This window comes from Micromonospora sp. NPDC047756, assembly GCF_055587245.1.
Map to the genome: position 1 here is coordinate 335,061 of NZ_JBVJGQ010000004.1, position 24,471 is coordinate 359,531.

The window sequence follows — 24,471 nt, forward strand, 5'->3', positions numbered from 1 at the left end:
CCATTGGAAGCAGGGAGGGCCGAGGTGTCGGCTAGACGGGCGGACAGCGGCGGCATCGTGGTGATCGGGCTGGGTCGATTCGGGTGCCACCTGGCCGGGTCGCTGACCCGGATGGACCGCGAGGTGTTGGCGATCGACCACAGCCCGGCGAAGGTGCAGCGCTGGTCGGCGCAGCTCGACCGGGTGGTTCAGGCCGACGCGACCGAGGAGGGAGCGCTGCGGCAGCTGGGCATCACCACCTTCGGGCGGGCGGTGGTGGCCATCGGGGCTTCGGTGGAGGCGAGTGTGCTCACCGTGTTGGCGCTGGTCGAGCTGGGCGTACCCGAGATCTGGGCGCGGGCCACCTCGCAGAAGCACGCGAAGATCCTGGCGTCGGTGGGCGCGCACCACGTGATCTTCCCGGAGGCGGAGACCGGGGACCGGGTCGCGCACCTGATCGTCAGCCGCTTGCTCGACTTCATCGAGTTCGACGACGATTTCGCCATCGCCACCGTCCGGGTGCCGGAGTCCCTGGTCGGGCGCACCCTGCTCGACCTGAGACCGGAGGAGCGCTTCGGGGTACGCGTGGTCGGCGCCAAGCTGCCCGGCGAACGCTTCCGGTACACCTCCGACGACACCACGCTCCCCCAGGGCGGGGTGCTCATCGTGGAAGGTGGGATCGACCAGGTGCAGCGGTTCGCGGGGATGCGCTGACCAGCCACGCCCCTACCGTGGCCTGCTCATTTCCGGTGACCACGCGGCCCCTTGGTCACCTTCACACTTTTCCCGGACCACCACCGGCGGCCTTCGCGGGCTTCGCTGGCTTCGACGGGGCCTTCGCAGGCTTCGGCGGCTTGGCCTTCGACGCACCGCCACCCGCGCCGGAGCCGCCGCGTGCCGTCGTCTTCTTCGGCGGGGCCTTCACCGTGGCGGCCTTGGCCGGCGGGGCCGTGGACGGCACGCTGCCGGCGACGCCGGAAACCCGAACCCCGCAGGTCGCCTCGCCGAGTCGGAACTCGACAGGCAACTGGTTCGCCCCGCTGTACTTGCCCGTGAGGGTCACCTTCTCGACCGCACCGGGGGCCAGCGTGGTGCGCTGGGCCGCCGGTCGGATCAGCACCGTGCTCCCCTGCTGCTGCACCGGCGCGGGCTCCGCCTTCGTCACCTTCTGCTGCCCGGGGAAGGTGAAGCTCATCGCCCAGTCCCGCAGCTCACGGCCACCGGTGTTGGTCAGGGTCAGCTCGGCGGAGAAGTCGGTGCCGGAGTCGGTGCGCAACGCGTACGCCACCTCGCAGGGCGCCGCCGTCGGCAGACCCATCCGAGCCTCGGTCGTCGGCCTGTCCCCTCCGCTGGCCGGGCTGCGCGAGGTGAACCCCCACATCGCCCCGGTGACCGCGATCAGCCCGACGGCGGCCACGCCGGCCTCCACCCGCCGACGCCGGGTCACCCGCTGCTGCGTCCGCCGGTTGCGGGTCCGCGACAGCGGCAACGCGTCGGTCGCCGCCGACCAGGGCAGGATGGTGGTACGGGCACTGCCGAGCATCGCCGCGTCCAGCGGCCCGGCGGCCGGGGAGACCGGCACCGCCGCGAGCATGCCGGCCGCCTCGGCGAGCGTCCGGGTCAGCTCGGCGGTGACCGGCCGGTCCGCGGGTCGCTTGGCCAGGCAGCGTCCGACCAGGTCGGCCACCCCGTCGGGCAGACCCGGGACGGTGGGCATCGGCTCCGGGTCGTTGTACATGTGGGCGCGCAGCATCTGGGTGGTCGTGCTGGCCTGCCACGGCAGTCGACCGGAGAGCATCCGGTAGAGCAGCAGCCCGACGGCGTACACGTCGGTGGCCGGGGAGACCTGGCCGTTGTCCAGCCGCTCCGGGGCGAGGTACGCGGGAGTGCCCAACAGCGCGCCGTCCGGGCCCTTCTCGCTCTCCCCGACGAGCGCGGAGATGCCGAAGTCGACCACCTTGACACCGGTCGAGGTGAGCATGACGTTGCCCGGGGTGACGTCACGGTGCACCACTCCGCGAGCGTGCGCGGTGGCCAGCGCGGAGCTGACCTCGGCGCCGATGGTCACCGCCTCCCGCCACGGCAGTTGGCTCTCCCGACCCAGCCGGCTGGCCAGCGAGGCGCCGTCGACCAGCTCCATCACCACGTACGGCACGGTGAGACCGACCTGCTCGGACTCGCCGTAGTCGTACACGTTGGTGATGTTGGGGTGGCAGAGCCGCGCGGCGGCCTGCGCCTCGATCCGGATGCGGTGGCGGAAGGCCCGGTCGCTGGCCAGCCGGGAAGCCAACACCTTCACCGCGACCTGGCGACCGAGCACCTCGTCGTAGCCACGCCAGACCACCGACATGCCGCCCGCGCCGAGCTGCTCGATCAGCCGGTACCGCTCATCGAGCAACTGCGCGCCGTTCCGGTCCCCACCGCCCATGGTGAGCGATGTTGCCCAGGAACGGCCCGCCTACACCTGGAGTATCGGAATCGGTCAGGATTGTCACCCGATCAGGCGGTGGCCAGCAGTTGGTCCACCGGGGCGTAGTCGTCGGTCAACACCATCGCCGGACCGACGAAGTCCGTCAGCGCCGCACCGGACAGCAGGCTGACCTTCGGGTCCACCTCGGCCAGCCGGGCCCGGACGGCCTCCAGCGGCAACGGCGCGTCGGAGCCGACGATGAGGAAGTTGGAGCCCTGCTCCTCGGCGAGCGCCTCCGGGGGCGCGATCACCGCGACGTGCCCGAACTCGGCGGCCACCGTGGCCAACTCGGCGCGGATGAACCGCAGCGGCGGGTAGTCGATGACGTTCTGCACGTACACGCCGCCGGGGCGGGTCACCCGCCGGACGTCGGCGGCCATCTCCCGGGTGGCCAGGTGCCAGGGCACCACCAGGTGCCCGAACGCGTCGCCGACCACCAGGTCACGGCTGTCGGTCGGCTCGCCGGCAACCAGCATCCGGGCGTCACCCACCACCGCCCGCAGGTCCGGTCCCGACCGTACGCCCAGCTCCTGCTCACCCAGCTCGACCAGCCCGCCGTCGATCTCGAACACCAGGTTGTCGGTGCCCGGTCGGGTCGCGGTCAGGTAGCGCGGCACCGTGAACCCGCCGCCGCCCAGGTGCAGCGCGTCCAGGCGCTGACCGGCCGGCGCGGCGACGTCACCGACCGCGCCGATCCACTTCGTGTACGCGTACTCCAGGTGCTTCGGGTCGGCGAGGTCCACGTACGAGTGCTGGGCGGAGTTGAGCAGCAGCGTCCGCCCGCTGGGCCGAGCGGGGTCCGCGGTGACCCGGGCGCAGTGGTACGCCGTCTCGATGTCGCACGGGTTGGGCGCCACGGTGCTCAGCCCCGCCCCGGCCAGGCCGAGCACGGCCAGCGCGGCGCGGACCCGGGCCGGACCGGGCAGCTCGGTGGGCTCCTGCCGGCGCAGGTACCAGCCGAGACCGAGACCGACCAGCCCGAGCGAGATCGCCAGGGCGAGCAGGATGACGGTGCTGCGCAGCGCGGCGACCAGCACGAACCCGGTGCCCAGGGTGGCGGTGATGCCGCCCAGGGTGCCGATCCCGGAGAGCCGGCCGACCACCTGGCCGGTGCGGCGCAGGTCGGCGAGCTGGAGTTTCACGACCAGCGGGGTGACCGCCGCCAACAGTGCGGCCGGCACGAACACCGCCAACGCGACCAGCAGCAGGATGCCGCTGGCCGCACCACCGCGCAGCACCTCACCGGCGTACCGGACGACGGGCAGGGTGACCGCGGTGGCGATGCCGGCCAACACCAACGCCGGCGCGAGCAGGCCCCGCGGGTTGCGCCGGTCGGCCAGCCAGCCGCCGGACCACGCCCCGTAGGCGATCGCGGCCAACGCGATGCCGATCACGGAGCTGGTCACCTGAAGGGTCACCCCGACGTACGGGCCGACCAGGCGCAGCGCGACAGTCTCCAGCACCAACACGGCACCGCTGGAGAAGAAGACCAGGAAGGCGGCCAGGCCGTTGGGCAACGCCCGGCCGGTGGTCGGCACGGGCTGGGCCGGGGGTGCGGGGAGGGCCGCTACGTCGGACGGTGGGGAGCTCATCGTCGCGATGGTACGCAGCGAAGCTGGTGCTTCGGGTCAGTACATCGAGAGATGAACATGGTTCGTGTGGGTCGCCGCCGGAGAGCCGCTTCCACTGTACGAGCGCCACCCGGTGCCGGGGTGCCAGATCTGCCGGTACCAGATCACGTAGAGCACGCCCAGCCGGTCGGCGTTGCGCACGTGCCAGGCGGCCAGGCTGTCCCCGTACGCCTTGTCGCCGCCGGTCGCGTTCTTGTCCTCGAAGCCGTTCGTGGCGGCCGAGAAGTCGCAGGCCCGGCCCTTCGGATGCTCGCCGCCGCCGCCACTGCGCTTGCAGGAGACGTGCCGCTTGTAGCCGGCCGCCTGGGTCTGCTTGAGCGCGTTGAGGGTGCGCGGAGTGATGCACCCGCTGGTGGTCGGGTCCTTCACCGAGCAGGATTCCGACGGCCAGGACCCGTCGGAGTTACGCGGTGCCGGCTTCGCCGAGGTGGAGCTGCCACCACTGAAACCGTTACTGCCGCCGGAGCTGACCTCGGCGAGCGCCTCCTCGGCTTCCTTCTTCTTCTTCGCCATCACGGCGAGTTGCTTCTGCTGCTCGCGAACCTCGGCGTCCATGGCCACCTTGGCCTGCTGCGCCTGCTGCCGGGCCTCGGTGAGGTCACGCAGCCGCTTGCCGTCCCGCTGGGCCATCAGGTCGAGGTCGCTGGCGCGTTGCAGGAACGCCTCCGGCGTGGCGGTGTTGAGCAGCATCGACGCCGCGTTCAACCGACCGAAGCGGTACGACTGCGCGGCCACCTCACCCACCTGGGCGGTGAGCCCGACCAGCCGACCCTCGAGGGCCGTCAGCTCGCCGGCCAGCGCGGTCTGGCGACGCTTGGAGTTGTCCAGTTTGGCCTTGGCCTCGATGTGGCCCTTGGCGGTCAGCTCCAGCGCGTCCCGCAGCTTCTTGCTGCCACCCTCGTCCGGCTCCGCGTACGCGGGCACCGCGGCACCACCGAGCACCAGCGCGACGGCGGCGAGCACGGCGAACAGTGCGCGGCGACCGAGCCGCGGGCTGACCCTGAACCTGGGCACGAAAGCGTCCTTCCGTCGACCGCCGGCCCCCGATGTGACGCTGCACGGAGACGCCGGTCGGCGGTCCGCTGGCGGAGACCGCCGGTCACGATACCGGATCGTGGGCCGGTGACCAGCCTGCTGACCCTCAGGCTGTCTCGATGTCGACGCAGCGTTCCGGCGCGGTCGCGCAGCGCGCGGATCAGGGGCGCAGGAGCGCCTCGTGCACGTCCGCCCAGACCTGCTCGTTGGCGGCGACGAGCAGACCGCGGCCGTCGTCGGCGGGGTGGTAGTCGACGCCGTCGAATCGGCGGGCGACGCCTCCGGCGGCACGGACCAGCAGCGTGCCCGGGCCGTGGTCCCAGGGCAGGGTGCGCCAGAAGAGGACGAACTGCTGCTCGCCGGTGAGGATGTCCAGGTACTCCCGACCGGCGCAGTGCTGGCCGGGCAGCAGCTCACCGAGCCGCCGCCCGCCGGCGCGGACCCGGTCGCGGGTCTCCGGCGGCAGGAAACGGGTCATCGCCGCGCCGCGCAGTTCGCCGAGCGGCGGCACCGAGCCGACGCCGTCCACCGGTCGACCGTTGAGCAGGGTGCCCTCGTCCGCCCGGCCGGCCGCGAGAGTGCCGGCCAGCGGGTCGAGGATCCAGCCGGCGGCCGGTCGCCCGTCGGTCAGCAGCGACACCATCAGCGCGAACGGCCGGCGACCGGAGGCGAAGTTGGCGGTCCCGTCGACCGGGTCGACCAGCCAGACGTCCCCGCTGTCGCGCAGGTGCCGCAGCAGACCCGGATCGTCGGCGACGCCTTCCTCGCCGACCACCGTCGAGCCCGGCCGCAGCCGGCGCAGCCCCGCCGAGAGCAGCTCCTCGGCCCGGCGGTCGGCGACGGTGACCACCTCACCGGGCGCCTTCTCCGACACGTCGTCGTCGTCGAGCTTGCGGAACAGCGGCAGCACGACCTGGTCGGCGGCCTCCCAGAGCAGGCCGCCGACGTCGTCCAGCAGGGTGTCAGCCACGCGGCGGCAACTTGACCACGCTGACGAAGAACTCGTCGATCTGACGGACCACCGAGATGAAGCGCTCGAAGTCCACCGGCTTGGTCACGTAGGCGTTGGCGTGCAGTTGGTAGCTGCGCAGAATGTCCTCGTCGGCCTGCGAGGTGGTGAGCACCACCACCGGGATCCGGCGCAGGTCCTGGTCCTTCTTGATCTCTTCCAGCACCTCCCGGCCGTCGCGCCGGGGGAGGTTGAGGTCGAGCAGGATCAGGTCGGGCGCCGTCGCGTCGGCGTACTGACCTTCCCGGCGCAGGTAGGCGAGCGCCTCGGCCCCGTCGGAGACGACGGTCAACCGGTTACGCAGCTTGTGCTCCTCGAACGCCTCCTGGGTCATCAGCACGTCACCCGGGTCGTCCTCAACGAGCAGGACCTCGATCGGGCTCTTGCCATCCGCCGGCGCGGTCATCCCACCGTCTCCCTCATGTCACCCGTTCTACCGCTTTCCAGCGTCCGGTCGGCCCGGTCCGGCTGGTCCGGGCCGTCGGCCGGCTCCGTCAGCGCTGCCGGAGCCTCGGTCGGGGGCGTCGCGTCACCATCGGTCGGCTCCCCCGCGGAGTCGACGGCGGCAGCCGCCGCGACGTCCTCGGGAAGTGCCGGCAGGGTGAAGCGGATCGCGGTGCCCTCCGGCACGTCGGTGTCCACCCAGACCCGGCCGCCGTGGTACTCGACGATCTTCTTGACGATCGCCAACCCGATGCCGGTGCCCGGGTACGCGTCCTTGGAGTGCAGCCGCTGGAAGATCACAAAGATCTTGTCGGCGAACTCCGGCTCGATTCCGATGCCGTTGTCCTGGCAGGTGATCTCCCACTCTGCACCCACCAGGCGCGCCGAGACGTGCACCTTCGGCGGCACGTCCGGGCGGCGGAACTTGATCGAGTTGCTGACCAGGTTGGCCAGCAGGTTGGTGAGCAGGGGTTCCTCACCGGAGATCGTCGGCAGCCCGCTCCAGGTCAACTCGGCGTCCGCGTACTGCCGGGCGGCCTCGGTCTGGCCGGCCACGTCGCCCATCACCTTGTTCAGGTCGACCTCGACGAAGCCGGTGGTGAGCCGCCCGATCCGGGAGAACGCGAGCAGGTCGTTGATCAGGCGCTGCATCCGTTGCGCGCCGTCCACCGCGAAGGCGATGTACTGGTCGGCCCGCTCGTCGAGCTGCCCGGCGTAACGGCGCTGGAGCAGCTGGCAGAAGCTGGCGACCTTCCGCAGCGGCTCCTGCAGGTCGTGCGAGGCCACGTACGCGAACTGCTCCAGATCCCGGTTGGAGCGGGTCAACTCCTCGGCCTGCTTCTGGAGCTGACTGTTCACCCACTCGATGCGCTCGCGGGCGGCCCGCACCTCGGCCAGGTCGGCGGCGATCTTCTGCCGCATCGCGTCCACGTCCTCGCCGAGTTGGATGAACTCCGGCGGGCCGACGGTGGCGATGCGGTGCTGGTAGTCGCCTTCGGCGACCTCGCGAACCTGGGTGGCGAGGCCGGTCAGCGGCCGGACCACCATCCGATCCAGCGAGAGCAGCAGCACCGTACCGGCGATGACCACCACCAGGGCGGCCACGATCAGCAGGACGACCAGCACGTTGCTGCTGGTACGCACGTTGGCGGCGGTCTGCTCCCGGGCGGACAGGACCTCCTCCTGGAGATCGTTCACCGCCGAACGCACCCCGTCGAACTGTTGCCGGGCGGATTCGGTGACCAACGCCTGGCCGGCGCTGGTGCCGCTCTGCTCGGTGGTGGTGATCACCGGCTCCGCGACCGACCGCCGCCACTGCGTGACACGCTCCTCGACGGTGCGCAGCTCCTGGCTGATCTCCGGATAGTCGTCGAGAAGCTTCCGCATCGAGGCGGTGACGCTCTGCTCCTGGGCGAGCCCTTCCCGGTAGGGGTTCAGGTCGTCCTGGTCGCCGCTGACCGCGTACCCGCGGATCGCCGTCTCCTGGTCGAGCAGCGCGTTGAGCAGTTCCTGGGACTGCACCCGCAACGGGCCGGTCTCGTTCAGCACCGCGTCGATCTGGGTGCGGTTGCGGGCGGCCATCGCCGCTTCCGCGCCGGCCAGCCCGATCAGCAGAAAGCCCACGACGGTGAGCAGGGTGATCACCCGGCGGCGGAGACTCCAGCCACCGATGACCGGCCTCACCGGCCACCGCCCCGGCTGACCAGCAGCATGGCCACGTCGTCGGCGAGCGGACCACCGTTGAGCCGCTCGGCCCGCCCGACCAGCCACGCCGGCAGCTCGGGCAGCGACACCGTACGGTTCGCCGGCTCGTCCAGCAGGCCACTGAGGCCCGGCACGTCGAGCCGTTCGTTGCCGGCACCCACCCGCCCCTCGATCAGGCCGTCGGTGTACATCAACAGGGACCAGTCATCGGTGTCGAACTCCAGGTCGTAGGCGATCGGCCGGCGGGGCCGTACGCCCAGCAGCAGGCCGCCGGGCGCGGGCACCGGGGCGACCCGGCCGCCGGAGAGCAGCAGCGGTGGCGGGTGCCCGGCCAGTCGGACGGTGGCCCGGTTGGCGTCCAGGTCCAGTCGGATGGTGGCCACCGTCGCGAAGATCTCCTGGAGGCGGCGCTCACTCATCAGCACCTGCTCCAGGGCGGGCAGCACCTCGTCGTCCGGCACCCGGGCGAGCACCAGGGCCCGCCAGGCCACCCGCAGCTCGACCCCGAGCGCGGCCTCGTCCACCCCGTGCCCACAGACGTCGCCGACGATCAGGTCGAGGCGGTCGGGGTGGGTCTGCACCACGTCGAAGAAGTCCCCGCCGATCAGGGCGGCGTGCCGGCCCGGCCGGTAGAAGGTGTGCACCGCCACCTGGTCGGTGCTCATCAGCGGTTGGGGCAGCAGACCGCGTTCGAGTCGGGCCGACTCGGCCTGGCGCAGCTCGACCTCGCGCAGCCGGCGGGCGTTCTCGTCGGCGCGCTTACGCTCCACGGCGTAGCGCAGCGCCCGGGTCAGCAGCACCCCGTCGACCTGACCCTTGACCAGGTAGTCCTGGGCGCCCTCGGCGACCGCCACGACGCCCAGGTGCTCGTCGGTGCGGCCGGTCAGCACGCAGACCGCGGCACCGCTGGACATCTCCAACACCTGGCGCAGCCCGTCCAGGCCCTGGGCGTCGGGCAGACCCAGGTCGAGCAGGACGCAGTCCACGTCGGTGATCCGCTGCCGCGCCTCCCGGAGGCTGGTGGCGACCAGCAGGTCGATCATCGAGTTCGTCTCGGCCAGCAGCTCACCGACCAGGAAGGCGTCGCCCTCGTCGTCCTCCACCAGCAGCACGCGCAGCCGCTCACCCGGCGGCAGGTTGGCGTGCCGCGCCAGGCCGCCGTGCGGGTACGGCACAACTGGGGAACCGGCCGAGCCGGCCCCCCGGTGCGGCCGGGTCACCGCCGCGAGACGCGGGAGTTCGCTGGTGATGTCGGGCTCCTTCCGAGTGCCCCGCTGATCCTGTATTAGACAACGGTCCCACACAACACGATGCCTCCGGCGCGGGCGGGGATGGGGCGCATCACTTGCTCGGCCATGGACAAACCGGGCGGCTGATGGACGCCTGACGTACCGGCCATCCCCCTGCGCGACCGCCGACGGGCAGGATGATCCCACCCCAGGCCCCACCACCCCCGAGGAGTTCCCGTGGGAGCACCGACCACCCCGGCCACGACGGGCACGCCACCCCGTCCGATCCCGGGCGTACCCCCGGCCGACCGTGCGTTGACCCGACCGCGCCGGCGGCTCGTGGCCGCCGCGGCGGCTCTGGTCGCGCTGGCCGCGGTCGGCGCCGGCAGTCTGCTCGACCTGCGCACCCCCGCCCCGAAGTCGGCCGACGCCCCGGCGGACGCGTTCAGCGCCGGCCGGGCGTACGAGGACGTCCAGGTGATCGCCGCCCGGTCGCACGTCGCCGGCAGCCCGGCCAACGAGCAGGTCCGCGCGCACCTTGAGCAGCAGTTGCGGGGGCTGGGCCTGGAGACCGAGGTGCAGGACACCGTGGCGCCGGAGGCCGGCCAGCTCAGCGGGGCGGCGGGAGGGGCGACGCTGGCCCGGGTCCGCAACGTGGTGGCTCGGATGCCGGGCACCGACTCGACGGGCCGGGTCTTCCTGGTCGCCCACTACGACTCGGTGCAGACCGGGCCGGGCGGCAACGACGACGCGGCCGGCACGTCGACGATCCTGGAGGTGGCCCGCGCGCTGACCACCGGCCCCCGGCCGCGCAACGACATCGTCTTCGTGCTGACCGACGCCGAGGAGGCGTGCCTCTGCGGCGCGTCCGCGTTCGCTGCCAGTCACCCGCTGGCCGCCGACGGCGGCGTGGTGCTCAACCTGGAGGCGCGGGGCTCGACCGGGCCGGTGATCATGTTCGAGACCTCCCGGAACAACGCGAAGCTGGTGGACATCTTCGGCCGGGCCGCCCCACACCCGGTCGGCACCTCGTTCGCTGTGGAGATCTACCGCGCGCTGCCCAACGACACCGACTTCACCGCCTTTCTCGATCAGAAGTTCGTCGGGCTGAACTCGGCGTACATCGACGGAGGCGCGATCTACCACACGCCGTTGGACACCCCGGCCGCCATGGACCGGGGCAGCCTCCAGCAGCACGGGGACAACGCCTTGGGCCTCGCCCGGGAGTTCGGCGGCACGGACCTGACCGACTTGCGCTCCGAACACGACGCCACCTACTTTCCCGTCCCCGGCGGGCTGGTCCGCTACCCCGGCTGGCTCACCCTGCCGCTGGCCCTGCTCGCGGTGGCACTGGTGGCCGCCCTGGGCTGGCTGATCCGCCGCAGCGGCCGGGCCAGCACCGGCCGGCTGGCCGCCGGCTTCGCGCTGGCCCTGGTGCCGATCATCGCCGCGCCGGTCGCCGCCCAACTGCTCTGGCTGGCGATCACCACGATCCGACCGGGGTACGCGGAGCTGCTCGACCCGTACCGGCCGATCTGGTACCGGTTGGCCGTCCTGGCGCTCGCCACCGCCATCCTGTTCACCTGGTACGCGCTGACCCGCCGCCGGATCGGCCCGGCCGCGCTGGCCGTCGGCGGGCTGGCCTGGCTGGCGGTGCTCGGGGTGCTGCTCGCCGTGGCGGTGCCGGGTGGGGCGTACCTCACCACACTGCCGGCGCTGGCCGGCGCCCTCGGCGGGCTCGTCGCGCTGCGCACCCGGCAGAGCGGACCGTGGCCGGTGGTGGCGGTGACGGCCGCCGCGGCAGTGGGTGTGGTCATCCTGCTGCCCACCGTGGTGCTGCTCTTCCCCGCGCTGGGGATGGCCATGGGCGGGGTGGCCGCGCTGGTCGCGGTGCTGCTCGGCCTGGTGGCCCTGCCGGTGGTCGACCTGCTGCACCCGCAGGCCGGCGGCCAGCGTGGTCTGCTGGCGCTGCGGGCCCGGCGGCTCGCGGTGCTGCCGGCCGGCGCCGCCGCCGTGGCGGCGGTGGTGCTCGCCGGGGTCGGCCTGGGCGTCGACCGCTTCGACGCCGCCCACCCCGCTCCCACCCACCTGATGTACGCCCTGGACGCCGGCACCGGCCAGGCCCGTTGGCTCAGCCACGAGAGCGACCCGCAGCCGTGGACGGACGGCTACGTGGACGGGGTCACCGACGTCGCCGACGACTTCCCCGGGCTCGGCGACGGTGAGTTGCGGGCCGGGCCGGCGCAGTCGGCGAACCTGCCGGCACCGAAGCTGGAGGTGGTGGCCGACACCACCACGGGCGGCGAGCGCACGCTGCGGCTGCGGCTCACCCCGCAGCGGGTGTCCCGGCTCGCGACCCTGCACGTCGACACGTCGACCGCCACCGTGCTGCGCGCCGACGTGGCGGGGCGGTCGGTGCCGGTGGAGCCCCGCGCCGGGAAGTGGGGCTTCGGGCTGGTGTTCCACGCCCCGCCGGCGGAGGGCATCGAGGTCGTGTTGACCCTGCGCCCGATTGCCGGGCAGGTGTCGCTGCGGGCGATGGATGCCAGTGACGGGTTGGACGCGTTGCCCGGCTTCCGCCCCCGGCCGCCGGCCGTCGGCGTCGTCGGGTCGCACAGCTCGGAGATGCTGGCGGTCGCCCGGACCTATCCCCTCTGACGGTCGGAGGTGGTCCGGTGAGCGGTTCGTCGCCGGACCACCTGCTCCGGTCAGCCCACCGGTTCGGGCTGACCGGCACCGATGCGGTGCCAGCGATTACCGTCGTGGTCGGTGAAGGTGAGATCCACCAGAACGTTGTCGGCCGGGCGGAGCCGATGCTCCGCCGCGACGGTGACGAAGAGGTCGTGCACGTCGCGGCCGGGAATCCGGAGGACCTGTTTCGCCGCGGCGAGCCCGACCGGTAGGGCGTCCGGGTCGTCGGGCGGGGCGAGCCGGGCCAGCACCACCACGTCCAGCACCGGAGCATCGCTCTCGTTGGCCACCACGATCCGCAGCACCGAGGTGCCGCGAATCTCGGCCACCGCCGAGACCAGCCGAGCCTGGGTGGCCCGGACCCGCAGATCGTCGTCGCGACGGGCACGGATTTCCCGCCGCAATCCGAGGTAGACGAAGAGCACGCTGGCAATGGAGCCGACCGCGCCGAACCAGTCCGGCACGGAACCCCAGTCGACGACATCCTGGATTGGCGACCAGTTCATAGGTCCATCGTGGATGCCCGTGTCGAGTGTCGCGCACGGCGGATCGGCCGGAATCAGCGGCGAACTGGAATTCCGGCGCTGATTTTGGTCAGCCGGGCGGCCTGAACGGAGAGTGTGCAACCCAGTACGGGGATGGATACGCTTGCGGTCGACATGGCGCGGATGGCAATCCCTCCGACTGTCCATCAGATGGACAGGATCTTCCGCCTCCGCCCCATTGTGAATTCGCCACCGAAGGGGGACCGCATTGACTGCGGACGTTCCACCCGAGGATGCCGGCGTGCCTCGGCCTGCGTACGACCGGCCGAGTCGGGTCTCCGTCGATCCACCGCTCGGGCGACTGGACAGCCCTTTGCACGGCCGCGCCGACCTGATCGGCGAGATCCTGCGGCCAGGGGACGCTGCCGAGGGTCGACCCGCGGTGCACATCCTGTGCGGCATGGGCGGCTCCGGCAAGAGCCACGTCGCGCTGGAGATCGCCCGTCAGGCCCGCGCCGACGGCCGTACCGTCTGGTGGGTGCAGGCGGGGCGGCTCAACTCCGGGATGCGGGAGGTGGTCAGCCAACTCGGCGCGTCGGAGACCCAGGTCGACCAGGCCTGGGCCGGCATGATCAGCGCCACCGACCTGGTGTGGCGCTACCTCAACCAGGCCGCGCAGCCCTGGCTGTTGATCTTCGACAGTGCGGACGAGCCCGCCAGCCTGGGCCCCACCGACGGAGTGCTGGCCGACGGCACCGGCTGGCTGCGCAGCCCGGAGGCCGAATACGGCATGGTCGTCGTGACCAGCCGGGACGGCAACCGGGCCACCTGGGGCACCTGGTCGGTGCTGCACCAGGTGCGCCCACTCGACGCCGAGGCCGGCGCGAAGGTGCTCATCGACCGGGCCGGCGCCCAGGCCGGCGGCCTGGCCGACGCGCGGGAACTCGCCCGGGAACTGGGCGGCCTGCCTCTCGCCCTGCGGGCCGCCGGCAACTACCTGCGGTCGGTCAACGCCAGCCCGGTCTGGCGGGGCTCATCCACGATCACCACGTTCGCCGACTACCGCACCGCCGTGCAGCGTCGGTTCCGCTCACCACGCGACGCCACCGACGTCGACCTCGACGAGTCCCTCGGCCTGGAGATCGTCCGCGAGGTCGACGACATCTCACTGGATCTGCTGGCCCGCCGCCAACTCCAACAGAGCCGACCACTGCTCAACGTGCTGGCCTGCCTGAGCATCTCCCCGGTCCCCTACGAGGTGGTGCTCAAGCCGACCATCCTGGCCGAGTCGCCGCTCTTCAAGGGGCTCACCGGCCGGCAGCGGGTGAAGGTGCTGGAGGGCATCGGCAACCTGGCCCTGGTCGACTTCGACGTGCACGAGGAGGTCACCGACCCCGCGTTCGCGCACGTGCTGTCGCTGCACCCACTGGTGCACGCGATGTTCCGCGACCGCGACGAGGTGCGTGAGCAGCTCGCCGAATACCACGGGCTGGTCATGAAGCTGCTGCTCGCCGCCACCGAAGGGCAGAACCCGGACGACTCGGCGGCCTGGACGAACTGGGACGTGCTGGTGCCGCACCTGGTCGAGGCCGTGCGCGGATACCTCGTGCCGCAGAAACACAAGCACGACCCCGAGACGGTACGCCGCGCGCTGGAGCTGACCCGACTCACCGCCCGCTACCTCATCGCGGTCGGCCTACCCGGCTCGGCCTTCGACATCCTCGACCCGATCGTGCGCGGTTGCGCCGCGTACGACCACGACCTGGACCGGCCGCAGGTGCTGGCGCTGCGCCACGAACTGGGCCGCACCTGGCTGGAGCGCAACCAGCCGGAGATGGCCGACCGGGTGCTCCGCGAGGTGATCGCCGACCGCACCCGGGTGCTGGGCAGCGACGACGCCGACACCCTCGCCAGCCGGCACAAGCTCACCAAGGCCATCATGGCGCAGCGGCAGTGGCCGGAGGCCGAGCTGGAGCTGCGGCAGATCGTCGCCGCCGAGGATCAGGTACGCGGCCCGGAACACTGGGACACCATGATCGTGCGGCACAGCCTGGCGCTGGCGGTGCTGGCCCAGCAACGGGCACCCGAGGCCGAGGAGATGCTGCACGCCATCCTGGAGGTCCGCTACCGGTTGTGGCCGCTCAACCAGCCGGAGACCTGGCAGGCCCGGCACACGCTGGCCCGCTGCATGCAGGCGCAGGACCGGTTCGCCGAGGCGGGAGCCGAGCTGCGCGCCACCCTGGCCACCGTGGAACCCCGGCACGCCGACCGCAGCGAGGTGCTCGCCATCCGATCCACCCTGGCCCTGGTGCTGCTGCTCGAGGAGCAGGTCGACGCGGCGATCGAGGTGTACGAGCAGTTGCTGGCCGACCGTCGGCGACTCCTCGGCGACACCCACCTGGACACCCTCCAGGTGGAGCACGCGCTGCGCCGGCTGCGCGACGGCGGCTGACCGGTCAGTGCGGCGCGGCCGGGTCAGTGCGGCGCGGCCGGGCCCAGGTCGCTCGGGTCGGTGTTGCCACCACAGATGACCACTGCCACCCGCTCCCCCGGCTGCGGCACGTACGCGCCGCCGACCAGCGCGGCCAGCGCGGCGGCGCCCCCCAACTCGGCGGCGACCCGCAGCTCCGACCAGAGCAGCCGGCGCGCCCGCACCAGGTCCTCGTCGCGGACCAGCACGGACACCACCTCGGTCCGGCGGGCGGTGTCGAAGGCGATCTCGCCGATCCGCCGGGCACCCAACGAATCGGTGGCGATGCCACCCACCTCGATGTCGACCGGACGACCCGCCTTCAGGGCCGAGTGCAGGGTGGGGATCTGCTCCGGCTCGACCGCCACGACCCGTACCGAGCCACCGAACCAACTGGCGATGCCGGACACCAACCCGCCGCCGCCCACCGCCACCAGCACCGTGTCGATGCCGTCCACCTGCCGCTCCAGCTCCCGGCCGACGGTGCCCTGACCCGCCACCACCTCGGGCTGGTCGTACGCGTGCACCACCAGCGCGCCGGTCTCCGCGGCCCGCTGCGTGCTCGCGGCCAGGGCCTCGGCGTAGTGCTGGCCGACCTGGCGCACCTGTGCGCCCAGCCCGGCCAACCGCTGCACCTTCACCGGCGAGGCGGTGACCGGGACGAAGACCTCCGCCGGCACGCCCAACGACCGGGCCGCGTACGCGACGGCGAGGCCATGGTTGCCACCTGACGCGGCGATCACTCCGGCCGAGGGCAGGGCCCCCTGGAGCATCCGGTTGAACGCGCCACGCGGCTTGAACGAGCCGGTGTGCTGATGCAGCTCCAACTTGAGACTGAGCTGCCCCGGCACACCCAGATCGGCGCCGTCGACGGCGATGACCGGGGTTTCCCGGACCCGTCCCTCGACAAGGGCCGCGGCCGCCTCGACGTCGCTTCTGTCCACCATGGGAAACGCCCTTCACTACGACCAGAGGGCCAGTCGACCATCGTCGGTGAGCCCGACGAAGCATCCTATGGAAATCCGTCGGCCATCCGACGCCTGACGCACCGTGTGATAGTGCCGCGGATCAAACAGAAAGCCCTCCCCGAGCGTGGGGCGCAACGTCAACGACTGCGCGTCGGCGGCCACCGTCTCCTGGAAGCCGTACCCGCCGGGGATCCGCAGCGGCTCGTCGTCGGGCTGCCAGCGCCGCCGCCAGAGCACCGTCTCACCACCGGTCGGTGGCACCCGGATGTAGATGTTGAACGCCAACTGGGCCACCACCTCGCTGTCGAGCAGCCGGCCCGCGTACTCCCGTACCGCGTCGTCGAAGTGCACCTGGAGCCCGGCGTTGATCTCGCGGACGATGCCAACGTGCATCTCCCGGCCCTGCCGCCGCCCGGGCGCCACATCCGGCCAGGCACCGCGGAACGCGGCCAGACACAGATCCCGGGGCGAGTCCGACACGCCCAGCGTCGACCAGCTCTTCTCGGCAGCGCTGGCCGCGTCCCAGTAGTCCTCGCGGAGCTCCCCGGCGGACCGGTGGTCGTTGATGGCCGGACCGAACTTGGCGACGACGGGAAAGACCCGGCTCTCGTCGTAGCGGTCCATGGGCGCGTGGGCGAGGGCGGCGGTGATCGCCTGGCAGCGGGCCGCGGAGAGCAACCCCGGCACCCGAACGGCGGCGAGCCGCCCCGCGATGAGCCCGGCGACATCCGCTCGGGTGATCGATTCTGCTTCGACGGCGACGAACAAGGGATCGGTCCTGCTCGAATGCTGCACGGCGGTCCTCCCGTAACGAAGATCCCTCACCGGACTTGTCGCGCCCCCCGACCCGCGCACCGTGCAATGTACAAACCGCAGGCAAGACAGGGTGTACGCAGTTCCGCGTGGCGTGGCGCGGCCACCGCTACCATCGGCGCAACCGGGAAAAGTGACACCGAACCGTACGGCGGAAGCTTTCCACCTTTCGGTTAATGGTGACGATTCTCGGCGTGACGCATGATGCGACTAGTTCGAACGCTGACAAGGAGTTCGAGATGGCAGGCGCCGGCCCGACGGATCTTGACATGCACGTCGACCGCCTGGAAATGGCGCGTCGAATAGCCCGGGAAATGATCGAGTCCGACCATCAGGCCCTGGAGCTCGCCGTCCGACAGCGCCCGCAGTGCTGGTCCCGACGCCCGGCCGGCCACGGCTCCCGGGCCGACGCCACAGCCTACTGAAGACTCCCTTCCAGCCGAGTGGTCCTAGCTGTCGGTGCCGAAGAAGGACTCGTAACGACTGAGGTACAGCGGCCACCCGGTGTCGGTGTCGACGCCGTCCCGAATCGACTCCCAGCCGGGGCCGTGCCGGTCGATGTTCCGGTGCTCAAGCTCGACCCGGGTCCGGGACGAGGTCTCGGCCACGAATCGGATCTCCACCTCGCTGGTGAGGGCCAGGTTAGTCTCGATCTGCCAGGTCGGTCCGATGTCCCAGCTGAACACGATCCGGGTCGGCGGCTCGTACGCGAGGATGCGCGCCCACCGGCACTCGCTGCCGTCGGCCCCGACGTCGTAGATGTGCCCGCCGACCCTGGGCTCGAACACGGTAGCGGTGACCGGAACGTCGAGCAGGGTGTGCTCGGGTGGCTTGAAGTCGCCGAACCGTTCGGCGAACACGGTGAAGGCCCGCTCGACCGGTGCGTTGACGACGATCTGGCGGCGCACCACCGCTGTGGCTGCTTGCGTCATGAACTCTCCTCCGTCTCTTCGATGACGTCCTGATATCCGTTGAGCGCTCGACGCCAGAAGGTGTCGAGCTGGTCCCGCAGCGCGCTCAACCCCACCGGACTCAACCGGTAGACCCGGCGGGTTCCCATCGCCTGGTCGATGACGAGGCCGGCACTTTTGAGCACCTTGAGGTGCTGCGACACGGCTGGCCGGCTGATCGGCAGTTCGTCCGCCAACTCCCCGACGGCACAGGGCCGTTCGGCGAGGCGTTGGACGATGGCGAGCCGGCTGGGATCGCCGAGCGCCTCCCAGCCTGGATGCCATCCGTAAGTCACCACGAACGTAAGCTACGACTTACCGACACGCTCGTCAAGCAGGTCCGCATTGGTCGTATCGATCTTGTGTGTGAGCCTCCGGGAGTGGCGAACGAAGATCGGACCCAGGAACTGCACGCTCGCGGAGCGGGTCAGGTGCAGGACCTCGCCCGAGCGCGGCTTCCGCCGTGTCGGCCGCGGTGTGGGTATCCGGTCCGACGGCTCGTCCACCACGCCGCTCTTCCCTTGGTCGTCACTGTGGGAAAGGGCCCCCGGTGGTGCTCACCCGTCGAGATCTTGGACAGTTTCCGTCACGTGATGACGGAAACTGTCCAAGATCTGCGGCAGGCCGAGGTCGGCCGGTGGGCGCGGCCTGGTTCCGCTACCTGAACGAGGCCGCCGAGGGGTTCCGCACGGTCGAGTCCTTCGAGGACGCGGACACGATGGCGCGCACCCTTCCACGACGCCGTCAGCCGCCCGGGTCGCACACCCGGTCCGTCGGCGGCCGGCTCGACTGCGCCATCGTCTCCCCTGACGCGGCGCACTACATCGCCCCCACCTACAAAGACGCCCGTCACCTATATATGCGGCCCGGCCCCCAACCGGTGGGAGCCGGGCCGCTTAGTGCCCCGGTATTACCGGTACCTCGCGACGGCCTGAGCGATGCGGCTGAGAAGGGGACGCCCGAAGGCCGACGCGCCGTCGACGGTGACCACCGCGAGGTCGCCCGGCGACCGCGAAGCTAGATTGAATCTCGCTTCGGAGCGATCCACCTAAAGCCCTCGGTGGCTATGGGCGCGCGCCACAACTGGTAGCGCGGTGCTTCCACTGGCCGTGTGCGAACTCCTCATCGCCAGCCTCTGACCGCCGCCGCTCACCTCAGACCAGCCGCTGGATGCGGACCTTCGGACGCTCGTTCCGCAGGTGGCCGTGTTTGTGCTGGCGAATCTGCTCGTCCCAGACGTCCTGGTCGTAATCGGGGTCCGGCGGGATCCACTTGTGGGAGCCGTCGCTGTAGTGGAACTTCTCGTCACCCGCACGAAGGATGCTCATCGGGTCCAGCCCAGGAAGCGATAGTGCAGATGGCCAGCCGGCACGTGGACCAGGTCCTGGGCGGCGTCAACCAACTGGGCGGCCAGGTAGAGGGCCAGCGACACTGGGGCTCTGTGGTACTCCGCTTGCAACTCTCGACGGCGGGTATGGCAGGGCCAGTCGGCACCACAGCCAGCGCAGATCCAGGTTGGGGTGATCGCGAGGTGGCTCGTCATTGCATGTCGTCCTGCCTCGGCCAGTGGCGGCGACTGATCGGGATCCGGTGACGGCTTCCGCACGGCAGGTCGGAACCGCAGCGACAGATGCGTCGCCAGTGCCGCCAGGACCAGACTGGTCGGTGTCGGCGCGCCAGGGTGAGCGCCACTGCGATGACGTACTCGTCGTAGGACACGCGCTGGTTGTGCGCCGCCCTTGGCTGCCGATCGTCGAGATCCCCAGCTGCACCGGCGAAGCCTCCGGTTGAGGCAGCATCGTTCGGTCTGGTCACTGCGCCTCCCGCCGACGCCTGGGGTTCCGTGGGCACCCGGCCAGCCGTGTCCGGAGACAGGGCACCCACGGCAAGGACGACCCGGCCGCCAAGCTGGGTAGCCCCACGAGCCAACTTAGGACGCAATGTGCACAGGGTCAACAGCTACGACACATAGCGTTGTAAGTCGAGCCGAAGATGTGGTTCTCTTGCACCAGCCGCCAAGCTGGGAGCACCACCTATGTCTGAAGCTGCCTACCTACAGGTCGCCCGAGATATCCGCGAGCAGATCAGCTCCGGCACGTTGAAGCCGGGCGACAAGCTGCCGTCCTTCGCCGCGCTGTGCGAGCAGTACGACGTCAGCAACACGGTGATCCGCGCCTCGATGCTTCTACTCAAAGCCGAGGGCTTGATCGACGGGCGGCAGGGCAAAGGCGTGTACGTCGCCAACCCGCTCCCCCGATAAAGCGCCTTCATCAACGCCCACCGCGGCGAGCCGGACCCCGCCAGCGCCCTCGGGCGCACAGCGCTCACGGTAGATCCACTCGCCTTCCAGGAAGTCGCGGTTTCCCATCACCCCGGACCCCGCGATTTCCTGGACGGCGAGTGGATCATCGGGTTTCGCACTCACTCAGCGGACCTGGCAGCGCCCTGCTACGCAGGTCGGCCGAACGCGCGGCCTACTTCCAGCGGAAGTGGACGAAGAGGCGGCCGAAGTTCTTCGAGTCCTTCTCCACCCGGTGGTAGAGCTGCTTGACGTCCTTCTGGTCGAGGAACCGCAGCACCCGCTTCTTGAGCTGGCCGGACCCCTTGCCGGGGATGATCTCGACGAGGGTGGCCTTCTTCGCCACCGCCTCGTCCATGATCCCGCGCAACGCCCGGTCGATGTCCTGGCCCTTGTTGAAGATCTCGTGCAGGTCCAGCTTGAGCTTCATGCCGCAGCCCCCGGCCGGTCAGGTCCCATGTCCGCCATCCTAGGGCGTGTGTCGAAGCCCCTGGCCGGCCTGCGGCGGGCCCAGACGGCGGCCGGGGCACGTCCGCCAGGTCGCCCGACGACGACGAAGGGGCGGCCCCGAAGGACCGCCCCTGCCACGTCGACCCGCACGCTCAGCGCCGGCCGCCCACGCGGGTCTCCACCCGTTCCAGCGCGGTCCGGTAGTCGTCGTTGGCCGCGTACATCGCGGCGGCGATCCGCAGGTGCCGCAGCGCGTCGGTGTGCCGGTTCAGCCGCTCCAGCGTCCGACCGAGCACGTGGTGCGCGTAGTGGTCGCTCGGGTCCCGTTCGACCAGCTCACGCAGGTGCTCCTCGGCCCGGTTGAGCTGGGCCGACTGGAAGTACGCCCGGGCCAGCAGTTGCCGGACCGCAGCGTTGCCGGGTTCGGCGTCGATGATCGGCTCCAGCAGTCGGGCCGCACCGCTGGGGTCACCGGTCTCGAAGAACATGGTCGCCCGCCGGTAGTCCGCCAGAAGATCCATCTGCCACCTCCTCGGGTCGCACCGTCACCTGTTCCGACGCTGGCACAACACCGAACGTTTGGCGACTGTTCCCGGGGTCGAGATCGGGTCACTTCCGGCCGCCGATGGCCGCCGAAGAGGCGTCGAACGGTCAGGTGCGGGCGTTGCGCCGTCCGGCGGAAAGTTCCCAGGCGCGCACACCGCCGACGATTCCGGCGGTGTTCGGCACCACCACCACATCGTCGCCCATCCGGGCCAGCTGCTCGGGTCGGATCAGCCGGGAGTTGCCCCCACCCAGGTAGAGCCGGTCCCAGCGGAACACCGGGCGCAGCCCGTCCACCACCTGCCGGATCCGGCGGGACCAGAAGGCGTCGCCGAGCCGCCGCCGTTCCGGCTCGCCGACGTACGTGTCGTAGGTGGTGCCCCAGCGCACCGGCGCGTGCGACAGCTCCAGGTGCGGTGCGAGCACCCCACCGTCGAAGAGCGCGCTGCCCAGCCCCGTCCCCAGGGTCAGCACCAGCTCACAGCCAGTACCGGCGACCACCCCGGCACCGTGCACCTCGGCGTCGTTGAGCACCAGCGCCGGCACCCCGAACGCGTCGGCCAGCGCGCCGCGCGCGTCCCAGCCGGACCACTCGGCCAGCAGGTCCGGGTCGACCCGACTGCGGGGGCCGCTGCGGGTCACGTAGTGCGGCGTGCTCACGACCACTCCGTGCCGGATCATCCCGGGTACGCCGACCGTGAGCCGGTCCGCCGTTGGCAGGCGCCCGCCGAGATCCAGCAGGGTCCGGACAAACAACGCGGGCGGCAACGGGTACGGGGTGGGCACCCGCAACGGCCGGGCCCGCATCGTTCCCGCCTCGTCGAGCACGGACGCCTTGATGCCGCCGCCGCCGCAGTCGATCGCCAGTGTGGTCACCACGTCGTTGAGTCTGCCCGCTGGGGAGCGGTGATATGCAGGCGGCCGGATAGGCTGCCGTCCTGATGAGCGCCACGATGATCGTCAAGGACCTGGCCGCCGGGCACGGCGACCGCTCACTCTTCTCCGGGTTGGACCTGGTAGTCGCCCCCGGCGACGTGATCGGCCTGGTCGGGCCGAACGGGGCCGGCAAGTCGACGCTGCTGCGTACCCTCGCCGGGTTGTTGCCGGTCGAGGCCGGCAGCGTGCGACTCAGCCCGCCCACCGCGAGCGTCGGACACCTGCCGCAGGAGCCGGAACGGCGACCGGGCGAGACGGTACGCGACTTCCTGGCCCGCAGGACCGGGGTGACCGCGGCGCAGGCGGCGTTGGACGCGGCGACCGAGGCGCTGACCGCCGGGGCGGCGGGCGCCGACGACGCGTACGGCGACGCGCTTGAGCGTTGGCTCGCCCTCGGCGGCGCGGACCTCGACGAACGCGCCGAGCAGGTGAGCGCCGACCTGGGGCTCGCCGTCGACCTGGACCACCCGACGACCGGGCTCTCCGGCGGTCAGGCGGCCCGCGCCGGGCTGGCGTCGCTGCTGCTCAGCCGGTACGACGTCTTCCTGCTCGATGAGCCGACCAACGACCTGGACCTGGCCGGGCTGGAACGGCTGGAGGAGTTCGTCACCGGGCTGCGCGCCGGCACGGTGCTGGTCAGCCACGACCGGGAGTTCCTCACCCGCACGGTGACCCGGGTGTTGGAGCTGGACCTGCCACAGCAGCAGGTCAACCACTACGGCGGCGGCTACGCGGCCTACCTGGAGGAGCGCGAGGTGGCCCGCCGGCACGCCCGCGCGGACTTCGAGGAGTACGCGGAGACCAAGGCCGGGCTGGAGGCTCGGGCCCGGACCCAGCGTGGCTGGATGGAGAAGGGCGTCAAGAACGCCCGCCGCAAGGCCACCGACAACGACAAGATCGGCCGCAAGTTGCGAGCCGAGTCGAGCGAGAAGCAGGCCGCCAAGGCCAAGCAGACCGATCGGCTGATCGAACGGCTCGAGGTGGTCGAGGAGCCCCGCAAGGAGTGGGAGCTGCGGATGGAGATCGCCGCCGCGCCCCGCGCCGGCGCCGTCGTGGCCACGCTGCGAGGAGCCGTGGTACGCCGCGGTGGCTTCACCCTCGGCCCGGTCGACCTCCAGATCGACTGGGCGGACCGGGTCGCGGTGACCGGGGCGAACGGCTCGGGCAAGTCCACCCTGCTGGCCGCGCTGCTGGGCCGGCTGCCGCTGGACGAGGGCACCGCCTCGCTCGGGCCCGGCGTGGTGATCGGCGAGGTGGACCAGGCCCGCGGACTGTTCCTCGGCGACGTGCCGCTGATCGACGCGTTCGAGGCGGCCGTACCCCACCTGTCGCCGGCGGACGCGCGGACCCTGCTGGCCAAGTTCGGCCTGCGGGCGGCGCACGTGCCGCGACCGGCGGCCACTCTCTCCCCCGGCGAACGGACCCGGGCCGCGCTGGCCCTGCTCCAGGGTCGAGGGGTCAACCTGCTGGTGCTGGACGAACCCACCAACCACCTGGACCTGCCGGCCATCGAGCAGCTCGAATCGGCGCTGGCCAGCTACCCCGGAACGCTGCTGCTGGTCACCCACGACCGGCGGATGCTCGCCGCCATCGAGACCAACCGGCGACTGCGGGTCGACGCCGGGCGGATCGCCGAGGATTGATCCGTGCCCGCCGGCCGGCGCGGGGTGAGAATGACGCCATGCTCAAGTGGGAGTACGCCCTGCTGGTCCGCCGCCGTCAAGCTGCGACCACCGACCTCGGCTGGGAGGTCATGTTCGTCTGGTACGGCCCGGACGGCTCGATGGTCGACGTGACGCCGTACGGCGACACCTCGCTGGCCCACCTGAACCGGGCCGGCGACCAGGGCTGGGAGTTGGTCGCGATGAGCGAGGACCCGTCCCTGCCCGGCAACCACGAACTGCACCGCTACCACCTGAAACGGCCGAAGCCCGCCGACCCGCCACCCCGGCAACGGATGCGCGGCGGCCGGCGCACCATCTCCGGCTGACCCGACCCGCTCCAGGCCGAGGCGGCCCCTCCCCGCTCGGTGGCGCGACCTGCCTTCCGTGCGTTGGTGTGAGCCGCCTGGACCGCTCGGCGGCTCAGCCGGTGCCGGCGCGAAGCCAGGTGCCGGCGCGAAGCCGGGCGCCGGCGCGAAGCCGGGTGCCGGCGCGAAGCCGGGTGCCGGCGCGAAGCCGGGTGCCGGCGCGAAGCCGGGTGCCGGCGCGAAGCCGGGTGCCGGCGCGAAGCGCATGCCTCGGTTGACCGCGATGTCACAGAGTCATCGTGATGACTGTGTGACATCAGGATGACTGCGCATCCGCCCGGGACCCGCGACACGCGCGTGGGCGTGGGCGTGGGCGTGGGCGTCGGCGTCGGCGTC

General features: G+C 71.5%; 23 protein-coding genes. 7 read left to right on the plus strand and 16 right to left on the minus strand.

Going from position 1 to position 24,471, the window contains the following annotated elements:
* The first annotated feature begins 24 nt into the window (after positions 1 to 24).
* A complete protein-coding gene (locus ACZ6NZ_RS14735) occupies positions 25 to 693 on the plus strand; it encodes a potassium channel family protein (RefSeq protein ID WP_465858602.1) in 669 nt (222 codons plus the stop codon).
* A gap of 61 nt (positions 694 to 754) precedes the next feature.
* On the opposite strand, the gene ACZ6NZ_RS14740 is transcribed toward ACZ6NZ_RS14735, so the two are convergent.
* The 7 genes from ACZ6NZ_RS14740 to ACZ6NZ_RS14770 form a co-directional block, all read right to left on the minus strand.
* Complete coding sequence (locus tag ACZ6NZ_RS14740; protein WP_465858603.1) at positions 755 to 2,407, minus strand: protein kinase domain-containing protein; 1,653 nt, start codon at positions 2,405 to 2,407, stop codon at positions 755 to 757.
* Between the two features lie 71 nt (positions 2,408 to 2,478).
* Complete coding sequence (locus tag ACZ6NZ_RS14745) at positions 2,479 to 4,041, minus strand: fused MFS/spermidine synthase (RefSeq protein WP_366610644.1); 1,563 nt, start codon at positions 4,039 to 4,041, stop codon at positions 2,479 to 2,481.
* Between the two features lie 36 nt (positions 4,042 to 4,077).
* Positions 4,078 to 5,094, minus strand: a complete 1,017-nt coding sequence (locus ACZ6NZ_RS14750; protein ID WP_366610646.1) for a coiled-coil domain-containing protein — start codon at positions 5,092 to 5,094, stop codon at positions 4,078 to 4,080.
* A 181-nt stretch (positions 5,095 to 5,275) separates the two neighbouring features.
* On the minus strand, positions 5,276 to 6,085 hold the full coding sequence (locus ACZ6NZ_RS14755; protein ID WP_465858604.1) for an inositol monophosphatase family protein: 810 nt from the start codon (positions 6,083 to 6,085) through the stop codon (positions 5,276 to 5,278).
* A complete protein-coding gene (locus tag ACZ6NZ_RS14760) occupies positions 6,078 to 6,530 on the minus strand; it encodes a response regulator (RefSeq protein ID WP_366610649.1) in 453 nt (150 codons plus the stop codon). Before ACZ6NZ_RS14760 ends, ACZ6NZ_RS14755 begins: the two co-directional genes overlap by 8 nt.
* Positions 6,527 to 8,251: a sensor histidine kinase gene (locus ACZ6NZ_RS14765; protein ID WP_465858605.1), complete on the minus strand. Its 1,725-nt coding sequence runs from the start codon at positions 8,249 to 8,251 to the stop codon at positions 6,527 to 6,529. Before ACZ6NZ_RS14765 ends, ACZ6NZ_RS14760 begins: the two co-directional genes overlap by 4 nt.
* Positions 8,248 to 9,447 carry a PP2C family protein-serine/threonine phosphatase gene (locus tag ACZ6NZ_RS14770; RefSeq protein ID WP_465858606.1) on the minus strand — a complete coding sequence of 400 codons (1,200 nt, stop codon included), beginning with the start codon at positions 9,445 to 9,447 and terminating at the stop codon, positions 8,248 to 8,250. The genes ACZ6NZ_RS14765 and ACZ6NZ_RS14770 overlap by 4 nt, the downstream gene beginning before the upstream one ends.
* Before the next feature lie 291 nt (positions 9,448 to 9,738).
* On the opposite strand from ACZ6NZ_RS14770, the gene ACZ6NZ_RS14775 reads away from it, so the two are divergent.
* Positions 9,739 to 12,159 carry a M28 family peptidase gene (locus ACZ6NZ_RS14775; protein WP_465858607.1) on the plus strand — a complete coding sequence of 807 codons (2,421 nt, stop codon included), beginning with the start codon at positions 9,739 to 9,741 and terminating at the stop codon, positions 12,157 to 12,159.
* A gap of 50 nt (positions 12,160 to 12,209) precedes the next feature.
* On the opposite strand, the gene ACZ6NZ_RS14780 is transcribed toward ACZ6NZ_RS14775, so the two are convergent.
* On the minus strand, positions 12,210 to 12,698 hold the full coding sequence (locus ACZ6NZ_RS14780; protein WP_465858608.1) for a hypothetical protein: 489 nt from the start codon (positions 12,696 to 12,698) through the stop codon (positions 12,210 to 12,212).
* 280 nt (positions 12,699 to 12,978) lie between these two features.
* Here ACZ6NZ_RS14780 and ACZ6NZ_RS14785 point away from each other — a divergent pair, with 280 nt between their 5' ends.
* Entirely contained in the window at positions 12,979 to 15,129 is a 2,151-nt protein-coding gene (locus ACZ6NZ_RS14785; protein WP_465858609.1) for a tetratricopeptide repeat protein, read from the plus strand.
* A 23-nt stretch (positions 15,130 to 15,152) separates the two neighbouring features.
* Here ACZ6NZ_RS14785 and ACZ6NZ_RS14790 read toward each other — a convergent pair whose 3' ends face one another.
* Positions 15,153 to 16,094 (minus strand): threonine/serine dehydratase, encoded by a 942-nt coding sequence (locus ACZ6NZ_RS14790; protein WP_465858610.1) that lies wholly within the window; start codon positions 16,092 to 16,094, stop codon positions 15,153 to 15,155.
* Positions 16,095 to 16,109: 15 nt separating this feature from the next.
* The gene (locus ACZ6NZ_RS14795) at positions 16,110 to 16,910 is read right to left on the minus strand and encodes a 2OG-Fe(II)-dependent halogenase WelO5 family protein (RefSeq protein WP_465858611.1); all 801 of its coding nucleotides are present in this window, start codon (positions 16,908 to 16,910) and stop codon (positions 16,110 to 16,112) included.
* Positions 16,911 to 17,104: 194 nt separating this feature from the next.
* Here ACZ6NZ_RS14795 and ACZ6NZ_RS14800 point away from each other — a divergent pair, with 194 nt between their 5' ends.
* Positions 17,105 to 17,353 (plus strand): hypothetical protein, encoded by a 249-nt coding sequence (locus ACZ6NZ_RS14800; RefSeq protein ID WP_465858612.1) that lies wholly within the window; start codon positions 17,105 to 17,107, stop codon positions 17,351 to 17,353.
* Positions 17,354 to 17,377: 24 nt separating this feature from the next.
* On the opposite strand, the gene ACZ6NZ_RS14805 is transcribed toward ACZ6NZ_RS14800, so the two are convergent.
* The 3 genes from ACZ6NZ_RS14805 to ACZ6NZ_RS14815 all read right to left on the minus strand — a co-directional run bounded on the left by ACZ6NZ_RS14805 (position 17,378) and on the right by ACZ6NZ_RS14815 (position 19,206).
* Positions 17,378 to 17,860, minus strand: coding sequence for an SRPBCC family protein (locus tag ACZ6NZ_RS14805; protein ID WP_465858613.1), 483 nt, complete (start codon positions 17,858 to 17,860; stop codon positions 17,378 to 17,380).
* Positions 17,857 to 18,177 (minus strand): ArsR/SmtB family transcription factor, encoded by a 321-nt coding sequence (locus ACZ6NZ_RS14810; RefSeq protein WP_465858614.1) that lies wholly within the window; start codon positions 18,175 to 18,177, stop codon positions 17,857 to 17,859. The genes ACZ6NZ_RS14805 and ACZ6NZ_RS14810 overlap by 4 nt, the downstream gene beginning before the upstream one ends.
* 855 nt (positions 18,178 to 19,032) lie before the next feature.
* Positions 19,033 to 19,206, minus strand: a complete 174-nt coding sequence (locus ACZ6NZ_RS14815; RefSeq protein WP_366610665.1) for a hypothetical protein — start codon at positions 19,204 to 19,206, stop codon at positions 19,033 to 19,035.
* Between the two features lie 707 nt (positions 19,207 to 19,913).
* On the opposite strand from ACZ6NZ_RS14815, the gene ACZ6NZ_RS14820 reads away from it, so the two are divergent.
* Positions 19,914 to 20,138 carry a winged helix-turn-helix domain-containing protein gene (locus ACZ6NZ_RS14820; protein ID WP_366610667.1) on the plus strand — a complete coding sequence of 75 codons (225 nt, stop codon included), beginning with the start codon at positions 19,914 to 19,916 and terminating at the stop codon, positions 20,136 to 20,138.
* 214 nt (positions 20,139 to 20,352) lie between these two features.
* Here ACZ6NZ_RS14820 and ACZ6NZ_RS14825 read toward each other — a convergent pair whose 3' ends face one another.
* The 3 genes from ACZ6NZ_RS14825 to ACZ6NZ_RS14835 all read right to left on the minus strand — a co-directional run bounded on the left by ACZ6NZ_RS14825 (position 20,353) and on the right by ACZ6NZ_RS14835 (position 22,049).
* Positions 20,353 to 20,607 (minus strand): Smr/MutS family protein, encoded by a 255-nt coding sequence (locus tag ACZ6NZ_RS14825; protein ID WP_007465523.1) that lies wholly within the window; start codon positions 20,605 to 20,607, stop codon positions 20,353 to 20,355.
* Positions 20,608 to 20,779: 172 nt separating this feature from the next.
* Complete coding sequence (locus ACZ6NZ_RS14830; protein WP_355005736.1) at positions 20,780 to 21,148, minus strand: tetratricopeptide repeat protein; 369 nt, start codon at positions 21,146 to 21,148, stop codon at positions 20,780 to 20,782.
* Positions 21,149 to 21,278: 130 nt separating this feature from the next.
* Positions 21,279 to 22,049, minus strand: a complete 771-nt coding sequence (locus ACZ6NZ_RS14835) for an ROK family protein (protein ID WP_124860484.1) — start codon at positions 22,047 to 22,049, stop codon at positions 21,279 to 21,281.
* Positions 22,050 to 22,111: 62 nt separating this feature from the next.
* Here ACZ6NZ_RS14835 and ACZ6NZ_RS14840 point away from each other — a divergent pair, with 62 nt between their 5' ends.
* Entirely contained in the window at positions 22,112 to 23,749 is a 1,638-nt protein-coding gene (locus tag ACZ6NZ_RS14840; protein WP_465858615.1) for an ABC-F family ATP-binding cassette domain-containing protein, read from the plus strand.
* Positions 23,750 to 23,787: 38 nt separating this feature from the next.
* Complete coding sequence (locus tag ACZ6NZ_RS14845) at positions 23,788 to 24,096, plus strand: hypothetical protein (protein WP_465858616.1); 309 nt, start codon at positions 23,788 to 23,790, stop codon at positions 24,094 to 24,096.
* Positions 24,097 to 24,471: the final 375 nt, after the last annotated feature.